A 14,904-nucleotide genomic window follows, 5' to 3' on the forward strand; every position below is an offset into this window, starting at 1 on the left:
TTTTCAAACAACATAAAGTCTAACTTTATTAATTATTTTATTTATTATTTATGTCTAATTTAAAAAATGTACAGCCGCTGAGCGATTTCAACTGGCAAGAGTTTGAGAACGGCAGCCCTGTAGAAGTAAGCAAGGATGCTCTTGAAAAGGCTTACGATGAAACCCTTAACAAGGTTTCAGAGCATCAAGTTGTTGACGGTACTGTTATCTCCGTTGACAAAAAGGAAGTAATTGTTAACATCGGCTACAAGAGCGACGGTGTTATCCCCGCTTCCGAATTCCGATACAATCCCGAACTCAAAGTCGGCGACACTGTTGAGGTTTACATCGAAAATCAAGAAGACAAAAAAGGTCAACTGATTCTTTCGCACAAGAAGGCACGTCTTAGCAAGAGCTGGGAACGTGTTAACGCCGCTCTTGAAAACGAAGAAGTTATTCAAGGTTATATCAAGTGTCGCACTAAGGGTGGCATGATTGTTGACGTCTTCGGAATTGAAGCCTTCCTTCCAGGAAGCCAAATCGACGTTCATCCTATCAGGGATTACGACGTATTTGTTGGCAAAACCATGGAGTTCAAGGTTGTTAAAATCAACCAAGAGTTCCGCAACGTGGTTGTTTCGCACAAGGCTCTTATCGAAGAAGAACTTGAAGCACAGAAGAAAGAAATCATTTCAAAGCTCGAAAAAGGTCAAATCCTTGAGGGTACGGTTAAGAATATCACCACTTATGGTGTATTCGTTGACCTCGGTGGTGTTGACGGACTCATCCACATTACCGACCTTTCTTGGGGTCGCGTAAGCGATCCTCACGAAGTGGTAAGCTTGGATCAGAAGATAAATGTGGTTATTCTCGACTTTGATGACGAAAAGCGTCGCATTGCATTAGGTCTGAAACAACTTACACCCCATCCATGGGATGCACTCGACCAAAGCCTCAATGTGGGCGATCACGTTAAAGGTAAGGTGGTTGTTATCGCAGATTACGGAGCATTCGTTGAGATTGCACCTGGTGTAGAAGGTTTGATTCACGTTTCAGAAATGTCGTGGAGCCAACACCTTAGAAGCGCTCAAGATTTCATGCACGTTGGTGATGAGGTAGAAGCTGTTATCCTGACACTAGACAGAGACGAACGCAAGATGTCACTCGGCATTAAGCAATTGAAAGACGACCCATGGGAAACCATCGAAGTTAAATACCCTGTTGGAAGCAAGCACACCTCTAAGGTTAGAAACTTCACTAACTTTGGTATCTTCGTTGAGCTCGAAGAAGGCGTAGACGGACTCATCCACATCAGCGACCTTTCATGGACTAAGAAGGTGAAACATCCTTCTGAATTCACACAAGTTGGTGCTGAAATCGAAGTCGTTGTTCTCGAAATAGATAAAGAGAACAGACGTTTGAGCCTTGGTCACAAACAACTCGAAGATAATCCATGGGATACTTATGAAACACTCTACACTCCTGGAAGCGTTCATAGGGGTAAGATCTCTGAAATGATGGATAAGGGTGCTGTTATCACGCTTAACGAAGGTGGCGAAGGTTTTGCTACTCCCAAGCACCTTGTTAAGGAAGATGGAACTCAAGCTCAACTTGGCGAAGAACTCGAATTCAAGGTTATCGAGTTTGTTAAGGAAACCAAGCGTATAATTCTTTCGCACAGCCGCACCTTCGAAGAAGGCAAAGACGATGTCAAACCCGTAAGAAAACAACACGCTGCCAAGAAGGCTGATGCTTCTGTTCAAATCAATAATGTTGCTGCTGGTACTACACTTGGTGATATTGATGTTTTGGCAGACCTGAAGGCAAAACTTGAAAAAGGTAAATAAAAACCATTGCCCCTAGGGGCTAATTCCTTCTATTTAAATTGATGCGCGCGCGGGATATATTCCTTGCGTGCGCATTTTTTTTAATGAAATGGCCCTACGCATCATCTCAAAATGCATGGTTTAATGAATCAAGGTTAAAACAAAAACTTTTATACACCGTTACTATCATGCATATTGCATAAATTAACTATATGTTTTAATGCAGATATGCCAAGAATAAATTATTCTTTCCAGAGGGATGGATTTGAATTAAATATAAAGTTAATCATTTCTATTTTTCTACTAACTATTCTTCTATCTTATTTGTTAAAATTGGTAAATAATATTTACAAAATATAATGCTAGTGACGACCTATTCTAGCGAAAGCAGACCCTAATAAACATGTTTTTTGAACTAATTTGGGACTTTCGTCATTAAATTTTGCGCTAAATTTTAGCCCCAATTTGGCATTTTGTACCATTTAGCCTTTCTATTTGCTCTCCTACCTTCTTTTTTTTATCACTCCAAAAGCAGCTTTTTGTAGTCAAATAGTAACTTTTGGGAGAAGTTTTTACTAATAAAGTTTGCGCTTTTTAACTCTTAGTGCAGTCATAATATTTTCCACAATCTGCAATTTGCTGCATTTAACCTTGCGTTTTGCACGAGTTAGCACTGCGTTTTGTAGGAGTTAGCACTGCGTTTTGCATGAGTTAGCATTGCGTTTTGTAGGAGTTAGCACCCCATTTTGCAGCAAAAATCCGTTTTTTTTGCTGTAAACAGGCAAATATTAACCACAAACACGTTTTTTATCTTCATATATTCGTGTTGACAGAATTTACAAGTGAGCATGATTTGATCAAGTCAAACCTTCGCGAGAGTTGAATATTTAGAGGCGAGTGAGCAGTCGGTGAGAAAAAAGACGCTCATAATGTTAAAATTTATACCAAATATTTTACATCGGAAATAGACGTTATAATTTAAATCCCAATCGAGCAAACTTAGAGATTGGGATTTAAACATCATAGAAAGCAGTATTAAACTTGAGAAAAAATACCCCAGCCTATCAAGTCTTTAACAACTTCGCCCGCAACTATAATCCCTGCAGCTGCAGGCACGAAAGCATTACTAGCCGGCACGCTATTCTTACCTTTTGATTTATGTGCACCCTCATTTGCATCGGCATTAGCATTAATTATATCATTCTCTTTGATTTGTACATGGCTAGCCCCCATTGGCTTGAGTGGTTTCTCTTCGCTAAAAACCACTTTAACTCCCTCTATGCCCAGTGCTCTCAACTTCTTTCTAATCACTTTAGCCAAGGGGTCCATATTGGTTTTTGAGATATCTGCCACTTTAAATCCCGTTGCATCCATCTTATTAGCGGCCCCCATACTTGATATGTAAGGCACATCCAACATTTTGCAGCGCCTAATTAGTTCAACTTTAGCGGTGATGGTGTCTATACAATCCACAACATAATCATATTTGTTCAAGTTTATCTCGTCTGCATTTTCGGGCAAATAAAACATCTTGTATGCGCCAACCACGCACTTGGGATTTATGTCATGGATACGTTTTTTAATCACATCAACCTTTGCTTGTTCAAGCGTTGAATGCAAAGCAATAACTTGCCTATTAAGATTAGTTATGTTAACGGTGTCTGCATCAAACACATCGATGTTTCCTACTCCACTTCTAGCCAGCACTTCAACTGCATAGCCCCCCACTCCGCCAACACCAAAAACAGCCACTTTAGAGGCTTTAAGTTTGTCGACGGCATCTTGTCCAATAAGCATTTGGGTTCGGCTAAATTGATTTTCCATCTTATCTTGCTTCGATTTTTGGTTTATGATTTGTATTAAAATGTTATGTAAAGGCATCCCTAAAGCGGGAATTCTACAACAAAGTTACATTGAATATTATTTTTCAAGCGTGCCTAGCAACTTAATTTTCCAAAAAGAGTGCCATTTTTCCTCTAAATCAGTAGAATAGTTGAGTATTGAATAAAGATCGTTTACATCTTTATGGTAAGCAAAACAACGATTAACGCCTTGGATAATCCAATTCAATATTTCTTTTTCTGTAAGGTCTAACTGATTATGCAATACATATTTCACTAGTTCGTCCATTCTTAACTTGTCGAACAATGCATTTTCAAATAAAGAATAGCAAAAAGTGTCTTCCCTTTCATCGTCTTTATTAGCAATAATCAAGCTTTGATGTCTTTGTCTTGTTGTCATACCCATGGAATTTTGCTGCACATCAAGTTTAATCTCATTTGGAATATAACACGTTGCGCACAAATGATGCACCAAAGTTAGTAAGAAATGTAAAGCCGTGCAAGAGAATAAATAAGCTATTGCGCTATAACACAAACAAAATTCGTAACTTTGTGGATAATATGAAGAAATATTCGTTTTTGTTTGTATTGTTTGCCGTCTCAATTATTCTTGCTTGCGGTGGCAAACAGGTTAATACACAAGGGAGCGAGGCAGACACGCTCCACTTTAAGTATGCCCAAAATATTGTAATGATTAAACAGGCGGGAGCAACTATCGTTGAGTTGAAAAACCCATGGACAAACAATACGCTGTTGCATCGCTACATTTTATTAAGTGATAGTGCTAATTTTCCAAACAGAAAGGTTGATGACACACCAACAACCATTATCAAAAAGGGTAACCATAGGGCCATTGTTTGTCCTTCGGCACATGCAACATTGCTAAACATGCTAGCGGCCCAGCAACAAATTGTTGGCGTGTGCGATTTTAAATACATGGTATCGCCCCAATTGCAGCAATTGGTAAAATCAAGAAAGGTGGCTGATTGCGGAGAAAGCATGAACCCCGATATTGAAAAAATGATAGAAACACGTGCCGACCTAATACTGGTATCGCCTTTCGAGAATAGCGGTGGTTATGGAAAGCTAGATAAAACTGGTATTGCTATCATAGAATGTGCCGACTATATGGAAACTTCTCCCCTTGGCAGAGCTGAATGGATGAAGTTTTATGGACTTTTGTTTGGTTGTGAACAAACGGCAGATTCGCTGTTCATGGAGGTGGAAAAGAACTATATGGAACTGACGGAAGCTGCGAAAAAAGAACATGAAAGGCCTACAATACTAACCGAAAAACTTACGGGAACGGTTTGGTACGTACCTGGTGGACAAAGTACGATGGGGCGGATGGTAGCCGATGCGGGAGCAACTTATCCCTTTTTAGACAATAAACAGAGTGGAAGTTTGGCCTTGCCACTAGAAAAAGTGCTAGAAGAAGCGCGTTCGGCAGACATCTGGTTGATAAAGTACAACGCTCCAACCCCACTCACTTACTCGCAGATGCTAGGTGAGAATAAGGGATATGCCATGATAAAGGCTTTCAAAACACGGCGTGTTTACGGATGCAATGCGGCCATAAAGCCTATATTCGAGGAAACTCCGTTTCGCCCCGACTGGCTGCTGCAAGAGTTTGTTAACATAGCACACCCTTTAAAACAACCCTTTGTGGGACGCTATTTCGAACCTTTAAAATAATCGTAGCATGCGCCTAATTCCTGTAAAATTTGTCGTCCTGTTAGTATTTATCCTGATGTTGTTCGGGTTGAACCTCTTAATTGGCTCTGTTAGCGTGCCATTTAAAAGTGTCTTAAACATCATCTTGGGACAAAAAGGTGATAATGAATTATGGAATTATATTATCATCGAAAACCGATTGCCACAAGCACTCACAGCATTATGTTGTGGCGGAGCTTTGTCTGTCAGTGGTTTGATGCTTCAAACTGCTTTTCGCAACCCTTTAGCTGGTCCAGGGATATTTGGAATTAACAGCGGTGCAGCACTGGCAGTGGCTATTGTAATGCTTTTTTTAGGTGGCAATGTGTCTATAGAAACGGTGAATTTAAGTGGATTCACAGCCATCTTATTCGCCTCGTTTACTGGTGCAATCATCGTAACTCTTATTATATTAGCTTTCTCTATGCGTGTTCGCAACAATGTTTCCTTGCTTATTATTGGTATTATGATTGGCTATTTAGCTTCGTCAGGAATATCTTTACTTAACTTTTTCGCTACCGACCAGGGTGTAAAATCCTATCTTATTTGGGGTATGGGCAGCTTTGGTGGTGTCTCGTTAGCAAACATTCCCTTTTTCTGCACAACAATATTATTGGGTTTGGCTTGTTCTTTACTTCTTATTAAACCGCTTAATGCCCTCACCTTAGGTGAGCAATATGCTCAAAGTTTGGGTGTTAATGTGGGCCGAACACGTTTTGCATTACTTGCAGTTACAGGCGTGTTAACAGCCGTAACAACTGCATTCTGCGGTCCAATTTCCTTTATTGGTTTAGCCATACCACATCTTGCCCGGTTGATAACTGGCACTGAAGACCATCGCCTACTCTTACCTGCAACCATTCTTCTAGGCTGTGGAGTGGCCCTACTTTGTTCGTTACTTTGCTATCTACCACCAAGGGGAGGCATTATTCCCTTAAACGCTATCACTCCATTAATTGGTGCACCGGTAATTGTGTATATCATGATAAAGGTGAAAAGGTGAAAGAGTTAAACACATATTTGTCTGCTGTAAGCTAATTCGTAAGTTTGTCAACAAATCAACTAGTTAACTCGTCCACTCAATAATACATCTGTTCACCATGCTGTTAACTTATACACTCAACATTTTAAAGTCGTACTACTTTTTGTTTTTGTAATACGCGGCCATCACAAAACGTATGTCTTCATAACTTATATCCTGACTAACTTCAGCTTTCACTTCACTAGCAGTTTTCTTTTCTTCAGAATGTTTCATCAAATAACGGGTTATCTCTTGCCGTTTCTTCTCGTTAACAAACTGTGAAATTTCGATAGTGCCTTCGCCTACATAATGCGCTAAATGACCGTAAATAGTGGAAGTTGACAGCTCGCGACGTTTGGCTATTTCGCCAACACTCATCCCTAAACGATAGAGATTAAAGGTTGCCAATTTTGTATCAATCTTGGGCTTTGTCTCCTTAACCTTCTTCACACTACCCTTTACATCATCCAATGCACCCAAGAGCAATTTTGCTTTAGCCAATAGGTAATCGCTTACGTCAAACATCACGTCCTCCCTACTCTCGTATTTAAGCAAATTCCATTTAACATCTAGCACTTCATTTACATCTGCATAACGTTCTTTAAGCGTTTTCTTCAGTGCCTTATTATCGGTATCTATTTTACTTTTCCGATGAAAGTCAAGCAACAACCCCACCCGTTTATGAAAATAAGCAGCTCCCGAACGAATACGTTGCAATACATCTTTACTTATTTCGGATTCGTGGTTCGCTACCAACATCTGCGTGTATTGCCCTCTAAACTTAGCAGCCACTGCCACCATCTCGTTAAGTATGGGCCTAGTTTGTCGATATTCTTGAAGTAAACGTGGATATTTACGCGCAAAATGTTCATCAATAAAACGTGTCATGCGTTCGAATGCGATGCCAATGGGTCTGAAGTCGAATAGTTCGTCAATTAAATACAGCTCGTAAGCACGCTGCATTTGCACAAGGACTTCTTTGGTGGGTTTAGAAGCAGAGGCGTCTTGGTTAAACCGAGTTATCTTTTCATCGCAGATAACAGCACTAGCAGAAAGTGGCGCATTAAGCACTAAGCCTTCTAACGTTTTACAACGGCTCAAAGCAACATATGTTTGTCCATGGGCAAACGAGTGTTGCGCATCGATAATGGCATGTTCAAAAGTAAGTCCTTGACTTTTATGAATGGTAACAGCCCATGCCAATCGCAAAGGGAATTGTTTAAAAGTGCCTTCCACTTCCTCTTCAATCTCGTGCGTCTCTTTGTTTAAAACATATTTTGTATTGGTCCATTCTTCGGGTTGGAGTTCGATTAACTCTCCCGTCTCATTACCTTTTACAGTTATACTGCGTGTATTTACTGTCACCACTTTGCCCAGCATGCCATTATAGTAACGCCCTTTGCCGGTACTATCGTTCTTAACAAACATCACCTGTGCATTGTTTTTTATTTCAAGCACAAACTCTGTGGGGTAAGATTGTTCGGGAAAAACGCCCGTTATTGAGGCCTTGTAAAGTCTGGTTGTTCCTGGAAGCTCGGCCAACTTACTTTCATTGATATTCTGCGCCTGATAATTGTGAGTAACTAGACGAATATAATCTTCGCCAGAAGGTGGAACAAAATTGGGTATGTATCTGCTATTAAGTTTGTTAAAGGTGTTTTCGTCGGCTTTGTTATCACGAATTTTATTCAGTAGAGAAAGAAATTCCTGATCGTTCTGTCTATACACCTGTTTCAGTTCTATAGTTATGTATCCCATCTGCTTAAGGGCAAGGCTAGAAAAGAAGTAAGGGGAGTCGTAATAAGTGCTTAAAAAGGTCCACTCTTCATCCTTCACTACGGGTGGAAGTTGTTGTAAGTCACCTATAAGTAGCAGTTGCACACCACCGAAAGGCTTGCTTCTATCTCGATATCTACGTAAAACCATATCCACCGAATCTAGCAAATCGGCCCTTACCATACTTATTTCGTCAATTACCAATAAGTCGAGCGTTCGCAATATGCGCTGTTTTTCCTTGCTAAGTCTGTAAATTCCATCAGTTTTAAACGTAGCATTTGGAGTGTAGGGTGCAAAAGGAAGTTGGAAAAATGAATGAATGGTAACACCATTTGCATTGATAGCTGCAATACCCGTTGGCGCCACTACAACCATTCGTTTAGGAAGTTTGTCTTTCAGTGTACGCAAGAAGGTGGTTTTACCTGTACCTGCTTTTCCGGTAAGGAAAATGCTAGTGCCTGTGTTTTTTACAAACTGCCAGGCTAAATTCATCTCATCATTCTTCATTTTATATCTATTGGTTTAGTGTGCAGATGCAAGCACGTAACGAAAAGTAAAGGTTAAGGATTTTAATATCAACTACTTATTAAATAGTAATTTATGACTATACCTTGAGAAGATAAAATAACATAAGAAAAGCATTGCTCTCAGTTTGACAGACACAGGAAAGAATGCAGCGCATTAAATCTCAGTTCCTTTTTCTAGTTTATCGGCCAAGCCATTTGCAGCATCTTCTATAAGATCGAGCGCGTAGAAAAAATCTTTTTCGTTACCGTAATATGGGTCGGGAATAAGTTTTGCAGCGGGATGCTTTGTAGCATAATTCACCAGCATCTTCACTTTAGCCATATCGTTTGCGTCGCTAGTCTTTTGTGAAAGCATTTTCCAATTCTCATTATCCATGACAAAAATATGGTCAAAACGTTTGAAATCTTCTTCAGAGAACTGCCTTGCCCTGCTATTAAAACTAAATCCGCGTGCATTACCACATTTTCTCATACGGCTGTCGGGTAACTCGCCCACATGCCAGCCACCAATTCCTGCTGAGTCTACTTCAAATAAGTTCGCCATACCACGGTCTTCCAGCACCTGCTTCATCACACCCTCTGCAGCTGGCGACCTACAAATGTTTCCCAAACAAACAAACAGCAACTTGCTTTTTACTTTAACTTCCATGTTGTTGTGTATAATAATGAATAGTGCAAACTTACTAAAAAAAGGTATATTAAGCAAGCATAGTAATGAAAACAATACAACTTCTCTCCTATTTGCCTGAAGATGTACCAACAAAAACATCCCACCACACAACTGGCAGGATGTTATCAAAAGTTGTAATGGGCACGAAATGTTAGCCCAAATATTTCATTAAGATTTTTGCATTACCGCTATCTCGTAGTTTAGCAATGCTCTTTTCTCTAATTTGCCTTACGCGTTCACGGGTCAATCCCAATTGGTCGCCAATCTCTTCAAGACCTTTTTCGTGGCAACCAATACCAAAACATTCGCGTATAATGGTAATTTCTCTGTCTTTAAGCACCTTAGCCAGCACACTGTTTAGTTCTAAAGCCATCGACTCATGGTCTGCCTGTTTGTCAGTTCTACTGTCATCTCCAGATGCCATAACGTCAAGCATACAGTTGTCTTCGCCGTCTTGGAAAGGCGCATCAATACTTACGTGATGACCATCTGCCATTAAGCTTTGCCCAATTTTCTCCTCATCGAGATTGGTTGCATCCGACAATTCAGAAACAGAAGGATGTCGTTGATTCTCCTGTTCAAACTTATTAATCTCGTGATTGATTTTGTTGAGCGAGCCAACTTGGTTCAATGGTAGCCTCACGATACGACTTTGTTCAGCGATTGCTTGCAAGATGCTTTGACGAATCCACCAAACAGCATACGAGATAAACTTAAAGCCGCGCGTTTCATCGAACTTCTGCGCAGCCTTAATTAGCCCAATATTACCCTCGTCAATCAAGTCGGTGAGTGTAAGACCTTGATGTTGATACTGTTTCGCAACAGAAACAACGAAGCGCAGATTGGCTGTAACCAGTTCGTTTTTTGCCTTTTCACCCTCAGGACCACCTTTTCTAATCTTTTGAGCAAGTTCTATTTCCTCATCGATTGAAATCAATGGGGCTCTACCTATTTCAACAAGATATTTGTCAAGTGCCTCGCTAGAGCGATTGGTAATGCTTTTTTGAATTTTTAATTGCCTCATTTTAAAACCTCACATCTAATTTAATGTCTGTTGACTTATTACTAAAACATGCCGTAAAACCTTGCAAAGTTAATAAAAAAAAACCACATATGCAAGTATTTCGTCCTTCTTATACATCCAAAAAACATGCCAGACCTTCTATATGTCAAAAAGAAATGACTAAATGTTTTTGTTTACTTAAAAAAAAACGCTAACTTTGCCTGCAGTGAAAGCTTGGAAAGATAAGCATACAGCACATAATGAACGATAAAAGCGAATAGTTATTGCGTGACATTCACTAAATAAGAACAATTAACATCTAGCATTAAACATGATGTGTTGCTTCAAATAATTAATAACCAGCATAAGACAAGGGGGTGTGCAGGTCGTAAAACACGCGTTGACGATTGCGAATACCGCACAACATGAAGACGAAATTCCTCGTTTTACTGCCACCAACCTATTAAGGAAATATAAATAACGATTTTATGAGCTTGAATAATTTTAATCATCTCGTCATCATGGCAGGTGGAGTTGGTAGTAGGTTCTGGCCAATGAGCACCGAAGAGAAACCAAAACAGTTTATCGACGTTCTTGGCACAGGCCGTTCGCTGTTGCAACTCACGCTCGATAGGTTTTCAACTGTATGTCCCCTATCGAATATTTGGGTTGTTACCAACAAAAAATATCAAAGCGTGGTGGCAGAACAGCTACCCGAAATCGACCCAACGCACATCCTACTCGAGCCTTGTAGACGCAACACCGCTCCCTGCATCGCTTATGTAAGCTGGCGAATTAAGAAAGAATGCCCCAATGCAAACATCATTGTCACACCTAGTGACCATGTGGTTGCCAATGTGCAGGAATTTAGACGCGTGGTTACCTCATGCCTTAAGTTCACAAGCGAAACAGATGCTATACTCACTTTGGGTATGAAACCCACTCGCCCCGAAACTGGGTACGGATATATTCAGGCCGACTTGAGCGTTAATTCGGCCCGCAACACCGAGGTGTTTAGAGTTGATTCGTTTCGCGAAAAACCCGACCTGCCCACAGCCATAGAATATATTAGCAAAAGCAACTATTTTTGGAATGCTGGCATCTTTATTTGGAGCGTACACACCATCGTTAACGCCTTCAGAGTTTATCAACCTGCATTGAGCAAAATCTTCGAAGGGTTGATGCCCTACTATGGCACACCCGGAGAGCAAGCTAAAATAGATGAAGCTTATCCTCAATGCGAAAACATCTCGGTGGACTATGCTATTATGGAAAAGGCCGAAGAGATTTTCGTTTGCCCTGCTGAGTTTGGATGGAGCGATTTGGGTACTTGGGGAAGCCTTTGGGAGCAATCAAAACGCGACCTTTATGGCAATGCCTGCATCGGAAACAATATTAAAATGTTCGATTCGCACAACTGTATCGTGCACACCACTCAACAACAGCGCGTGGTTATACAAGGACTAGACGATTGCATTGTAGCCGAACAAGATGGCGTTTTGCTTATCTGCAAGCGTAGCGAAGAACAACGTATCAAACAATTCAGCGAATAACACACTAAAAATATGGAAAGAAAAGTAGCACTCATTACGGGTATCACCGGTCAAGATGGAAGTTACCTGGCTGAGTTCTTAACTGAAAAAGGTTACGATGTACACGGATTACTAAGGCGTTCGTCGTCGTTTAATACTGGAAGAATTGAACATCTCTACCTAGACGAATGGGTTAGGGACATGAAAAAACAGCGCCCCATAAATCTTCATTGGGCCGACATGACTGATTCTTCGTCTCTTATTCGTATCATTGGTGAAGTTCGACCAACTGAAATTTATAACTTGGCTGCTCAAAGCCATGTAAAAGTGTCGTTCGAAGTTCCCGAATACACCGCTGATGTTGATGCCACGGGCGTGTTAAGACTACTTGAAGCTGTGCGCATCTGCGGACTTGAGAAACAATGTCGCATATACCAAGCATCTACTTCCGAACTTTATGGTAAGGTGCAAGAGGTTCCGCAGAAAGAAACCACTCCTTTCTATCCTCGTTCACCCTACTCGGTGGCCAAACTTTATGGTTATTGGATTGTAAAAAATTATCGTGAAAGCTATGATATGTATTGCTGTAACGGCATTTTGTTCAATCACGAGAGCGAGAGAAGAGGCGAAACGTTCGTTACACGAAAGATTACGCTTGCTGCTTGTCGTATTAAACAGGGATTCCAAGACAAACTTTACTTGGGTAATCTAGATGCTAAACGCGACTGGGGTTATGCAAAAGACTATGTGGAATGTATGTGGATGATGCTACAACAAGAACAACCGGAAGACTTTGTCATTGCTACTGGAGAAATGCACACTGTGCGCGAGTTCTGCGAACTAGCCTTTAAAGAAGCAGGGATTGACATCCGCTGGGAAGGACAGGGTGTAAACGAGAAGGGTTTTGACGTACAAACCAACCGTGTTCTTATTGAGGTCGACCCCAAATATTTTCGTCCTTGCGAGGTGGAACAGCTTCTTGGCGACCCCACTAAGGCTAAAACGCTTCTGGGATGGAACCCCACGAAGACGTCTTTCAAGCAATTGATTAAGAAAATGGTGGAACACGATATGCATTTTGTTAAAAAATTGCATCTCAAGGCACAATTACCCGAATAGTCCCACCCCACTTTATCTACAAAATGCTAAATAAAGATACAAAGATATATGTGGCCGGACACCGCGGACTTGTGGGTTCGGCCATTTGGAAGAACCTTGAAGCAAGAGGTTATCACAAACTTGTGGGCAGAACTCATGCTGAACTAGACCTCACCAACCAAGCCCAGGTGCGCGCCTTCTTCGACAAAGAGCAACCCGAAGCGGTGGTTTTGGCTGCTGCTCATGTGGGTGGCATCATGGCCAATTCGCTTTATCGAGCAGATTTCATTATGTTGAACATGCAAATGCAATGCAATGTTATCAGCGAATCGTACCGCCATAATGTTAAAAAGCTACTTTTCTTAGGCTCAACATGCATCTATCCCAAGAATGCCACGCAGCCTATAAAGGAAGATGAACTGCTTACTTCGCCTCTAGAATATACAAATGAGGAGTATGCATTGGCTAAAATTTCTGGTTTAAAGATGTGCGAAAGCTACAACTTACAATATGGCACTAACTATATTGCCGTGATGCCAACCAATCTTTATGGACCAAACGACAACTTCCACTTAGAAAATAGCCATGTAATGCCAGCCATGATGCGTAAAATTTATCTTGCCAAACTAATCAACGAGAAAGATTGGCAAGCTATACGCAGCGATTTAAATAAGCGCCCTGTAGAAGGCGTTGACGGCAATGCAGAAGAAGACACTATCTTGCAAGTGCTTTCTAAATATGGTATTACCAACAATGTGGTGCAATTGTGGGGGACAGGTAAACCACTTCGCGAATTTTTGTGGAGCGAAGACATGGCCGATGCCAGCGTTCACGTACTGCTTAACGTCAATTTTAGCGACATCATCGGAATCGAGAAATACTCTTCTGTGTTCTATGGAGCTGAAACTAACGGTCAAAACGACCGAAACTCTAACGCAGGACGAGGTGGCGCCATCCCCGCATTGGGCGAAATAAGAAACTGCCACATCAATGTTGGAACGGGAAAGGAAATTACTATTAAAGAATTGGCTATACTTATTGCAGAAGCTGTTGATTTTAAAGGTGAAATACAATTCGATTCAGGTAAACCTGATGGCACGCCACGCAAGCTAACCGACGTAACTAAGCTCCACAATTTAGGTTGGAATCACAGGGTAGAAATTAATGAAGGCGTAGCAAAACTCTTCGATTGGTACCAAAACGACTTAAAAGCATAATATCAACAGTATTCATTCTGTTGTGCTGCGGTGTTTTTTGCTTTGATATCTATTATAGATTTTAAATTATGGCTGTCCGGTAGAACCTTTTCATGCATAAAACGTTTTCACTAATGTCCCGTTAAAGTAGACTGATCGCTTTTTGAAATAGTTGAAATACAGTCTATTAAGCAGGCTTTTGAAATGAAACGGACTTGATTTTGTAACTTTGCAGTCAGATACAATTGACTGCTATGTTCCAAGACAAATACGTTTTTGCTCAACTTACCGCTTTTCTGAACAGGACTCAGTTTAACAACTACGTTCGCAAGTATGATGGCAATCGCTACGTGAAACACTTCACTTGTTGGAATCAACTGCTTGTAATGATGTTTGGTCAACTGAGTAATCGTGAGAGTCTTCGTGATTTGATTGTTGCTTTTGAAGCACATCGTTCCAAGCAATATCATCTTGGATTAGGTCGAGAACCTATTGCCAAAACGACTCTTGCATCAGCTAATCAGAATCGTGATTACAGGATCTTCGAAGATTTCGCCTTCTACATGATGAAGGAGGCTTGCGAGAAACGGTCAACCAATCTTCTGGATATCCCTGGAAAGAAATATGCATTTGATTCAACGACCATTCCTCTATGCCTCTCAACATTTTTTTGTACCTTTACATTATAATTCTTGCAGATATTTATGCTTAAACGTACATCC

12 protein-coding genes are annotated in these 14,904 nt (G+C 40.7%); 7 read left to right on the forward strand and 5 right to left on the reverse strand.

Annotation, left to right across the window (positions count from 1 at the left end):
• Positions 1-50 precede the first annotated feature (50 nt).
• Positions 51-1,826 (forward strand): 30S ribosomal protein S1, encoded by a 1,776-nt coding sequence (gene rpsA, locus QME03_RS05045; protein ID WP_281723671.1) that lies wholly within the window; start codon positions 51-53, stop codon positions 1,824-1,826.
• Between the two features lie 1,014 nt (positions 1,827-2,840).
• Here the strand turns inward: rpsA and QME03_RS05050 are convergent.
• Both QME03_RS05050 and QME03_RS05055 read right to left on the reverse strand, forming a co-directional pair.
• Complete coding sequence (locus tag QME03_RS05050; protein WP_281723672.1) at positions 2,841-3,629, reverse strand: tRNA threonylcarbamoyladenosine dehydratase; 789 nt, start codon at positions 3,627-3,629, stop codon at positions 2,841-2,843.
• 96 nt (positions 3,630-3,725) lie between these two features.
• Entirely contained in the window at positions 3,726-4,046 is a 321-nt protein-coding gene (locus QME03_RS05055) for a hypothetical protein (RefSeq protein ID WP_281723673.1), read from the reverse strand.
• A 161-nt stretch (positions 4,047-4,207) separates the two neighbouring features.
• On the opposite strand from QME03_RS05055, the gene QME03_RS05060 reads away from it, so the two are divergent.
• Positions 4,208-5,341, forward strand: coding sequence for an ABC transporter substrate-binding protein (locus tag QME03_RS05060; RefSeq protein ID WP_281723674.1), 1,134 nt, complete (start codon positions 4,208-4,210; stop codon positions 5,339-5,341).
• Positions 5,342-5,348: 7 nt separating this feature from the next.
• A complete protein-coding gene (locus QME03_RS05065; protein WP_281723675.1) occupies positions 5,349-6,362 on the forward strand; it encodes an iron ABC transporter permease in 1,014 nt (337 codons plus the stop codon).
• A gap of 135 nt (positions 6,363-6,497) precedes the next feature.
• On the opposite strand, the gene QME03_RS05070 is transcribed toward QME03_RS05065, so the two are convergent.
• From QME03_RS05070 to QME03_RS05080, 3 genes are all read right to left on the reverse strand, one after another.
• Positions 6,498-8,663, reverse strand: a complete 2,166-nt coding sequence (locus tag QME03_RS05070) for a helix-turn-helix domain-containing protein (RefSeq protein ID WP_281723676.1) — start codon at positions 8,661-8,663, stop codon at positions 6,498-6,500.
• Between the two features lie 174 nt (positions 8,664-8,837).
• On the reverse strand, positions 8,838-9,332 hold the full coding sequence (locus QME03_RS05075; RefSeq protein ID WP_025816876.1) for a low molecular weight protein-tyrosine-phosphatase: 495 nt from the start codon (positions 9,330-9,332) through the stop codon (positions 8,838-8,840).
• Positions 9,333-9,504: 172 nt separating this feature from the next.
• Positions 9,505-10,377, reverse strand: coding sequence for a sigma-70 family RNA polymerase sigma factor (locus QME03_RS05080; RefSeq protein WP_025816874.1), 873 nt, complete (start codon positions 10,375-10,377; stop codon positions 9,505-9,507).
• A 467-nt stretch (positions 10,378-10,844) separates the two neighbouring features.
• Here QME03_RS05080 and QME03_RS05085 point away from each other — a divergent pair, with 467 nt between their 5' ends.
• From QME03_RS05085 to QME03_RS05100, 4 genes are all read left to right on the forward strand, one after another.
• Complete coding sequence (locus QME03_RS05085) at positions 10,845-11,909, forward strand: mannose-1-phosphate guanylyltransferase (RefSeq protein WP_110370455.1); 1,065 nt, start codon at positions 10,845-10,847, stop codon at positions 11,907-11,909.
• 12 nt (positions 11,910-11,921) lie between these two features.
• Positions 11,922-13,007 (forward strand): GDP-mannose 4,6-dehydratase, encoded by a 1,086-nt coding sequence (gene gmd / locus QME03_RS05090; protein WP_025816873.1) that lies wholly within the window; start codon positions 11,922-11,924, stop codon positions 13,005-13,007.
• 23 nt (positions 13,008-13,030) lie between these two features.
• Positions 13,031-14,203, forward strand: coding sequence for a GDP-L-fucose synthase family protein (locus QME03_RS05095; protein ID WP_273148777.1), 1,173 nt, complete (start codon positions 13,031-13,033; stop codon positions 14,201-14,203).
• A 233-nt stretch (positions 14,204-14,436) separates the two neighbouring features.
• Positions 14,437-14,871 carry a DUF4372 domain-containing protein gene (locus tag QME03_RS05100; protein ID WP_281723677.1) on the forward strand — a complete coding sequence of 145 codons (435 nt, stop codon included), beginning with the start codon at positions 14,437-14,439 and terminating at the stop codon, positions 14,869-14,871.
• Positions 14,872-14,904: the final 33 nt, after the last annotated feature.

Origin of the sequence: Hoylesella shahii (assembly GCF_937990675.1) — a bacterium.
Lineage (GTDB): Bacteria > Bacteroidota > Bacteroidia > Bacteroidales > Bacteroidaceae > Prevotella > Prevotella shahii.

What these genes read in the sequence shown, in the direction of transcription:
- rpsA (WP_281723671.1), top strand. Translation starts at nt 51, where the DNA reads ATGTCTAATTTAAAAAATGTACAGCCGCTGAGCGATTTCAACTGGCAA.
- QME03_RS05050 (WP_281723672.1), bottom strand. Translation starts at nt 3,629, where the DNA reads ATGGAAAATCAATTTAGCCGAACCCAAATGCTTATTGGACAAGATGCC.
- QME03_RS05055 (WP_281723673.1), bottom strand. Translation starts at nt 4,046, where the DNA reads ATGACAACAAGACAAAGACATCAAAGCTTGATTATTGCTAATAAAGAC.
- QME03_RS05060 (WP_281723674.1), top strand. Translation starts at nt 4,208, where the DNA reads ATGAAGAAATATTCGTTTTTGTTTGTATTGTTTGCCGTCTCAATTATT.
- QME03_RS05065 (WP_281723675.1), top strand. Translation starts at nt 5,349, where the DNA reads ATGCGCCTAATTCCTGTAAAATTTGTCGTCCTGTTAGTATTTATCCTG.
- QME03_RS05070 (WP_281723676.1), bottom strand. Translation starts at nt 8,663, where the DNA reads ATGAAGAATGATGAGATGAATTTAGCCTGGCAGTTTGTAAAAAACACA.
- QME03_RS05075 (WP_025816876.1), bottom strand. Translation starts at nt 9,332, where the DNA reads ATGGAAGTTAAAGTAAAAAGCAAGTTGCTGTTTGTTTGTTTGGGAAAC.
- QME03_RS05080 (WP_025816874.1), bottom strand. Translation starts at nt 10,377, where the DNA reads ATGAGGCAATTAAAAATTCAAAAAAGCATTACCAATCGCTCTAGCGAG.
- QME03_RS05085 (WP_110370455.1), top strand. Translation starts at nt 10,845, where the DNA reads ATGAGCTTGAATAATTTTAATCATCTCGTCATCATGGCAGGTGGAGTT.
- gmd (WP_025816873.1), top strand. Translation starts at nt 11,922, where the DNA reads ATGGAAAGAAAAGTAGCACTCATTACGGGTATCACCGGTCAAGATGGA.
- QME03_RS05095 (WP_273148777.1), top strand. Translation starts at nt 13,031, where the DNA reads ATGCTAAATAAAGATACAAAGATATATGTGGCCGGACACCGCGGACTT.
- QME03_RS05100 (WP_281723677.1), top strand. Translation starts at nt 14,437, where the DNA reads ATGTTCCAAGACAAATACGTTTTTGCTCAACTTACCGCTTTTCTGAAC.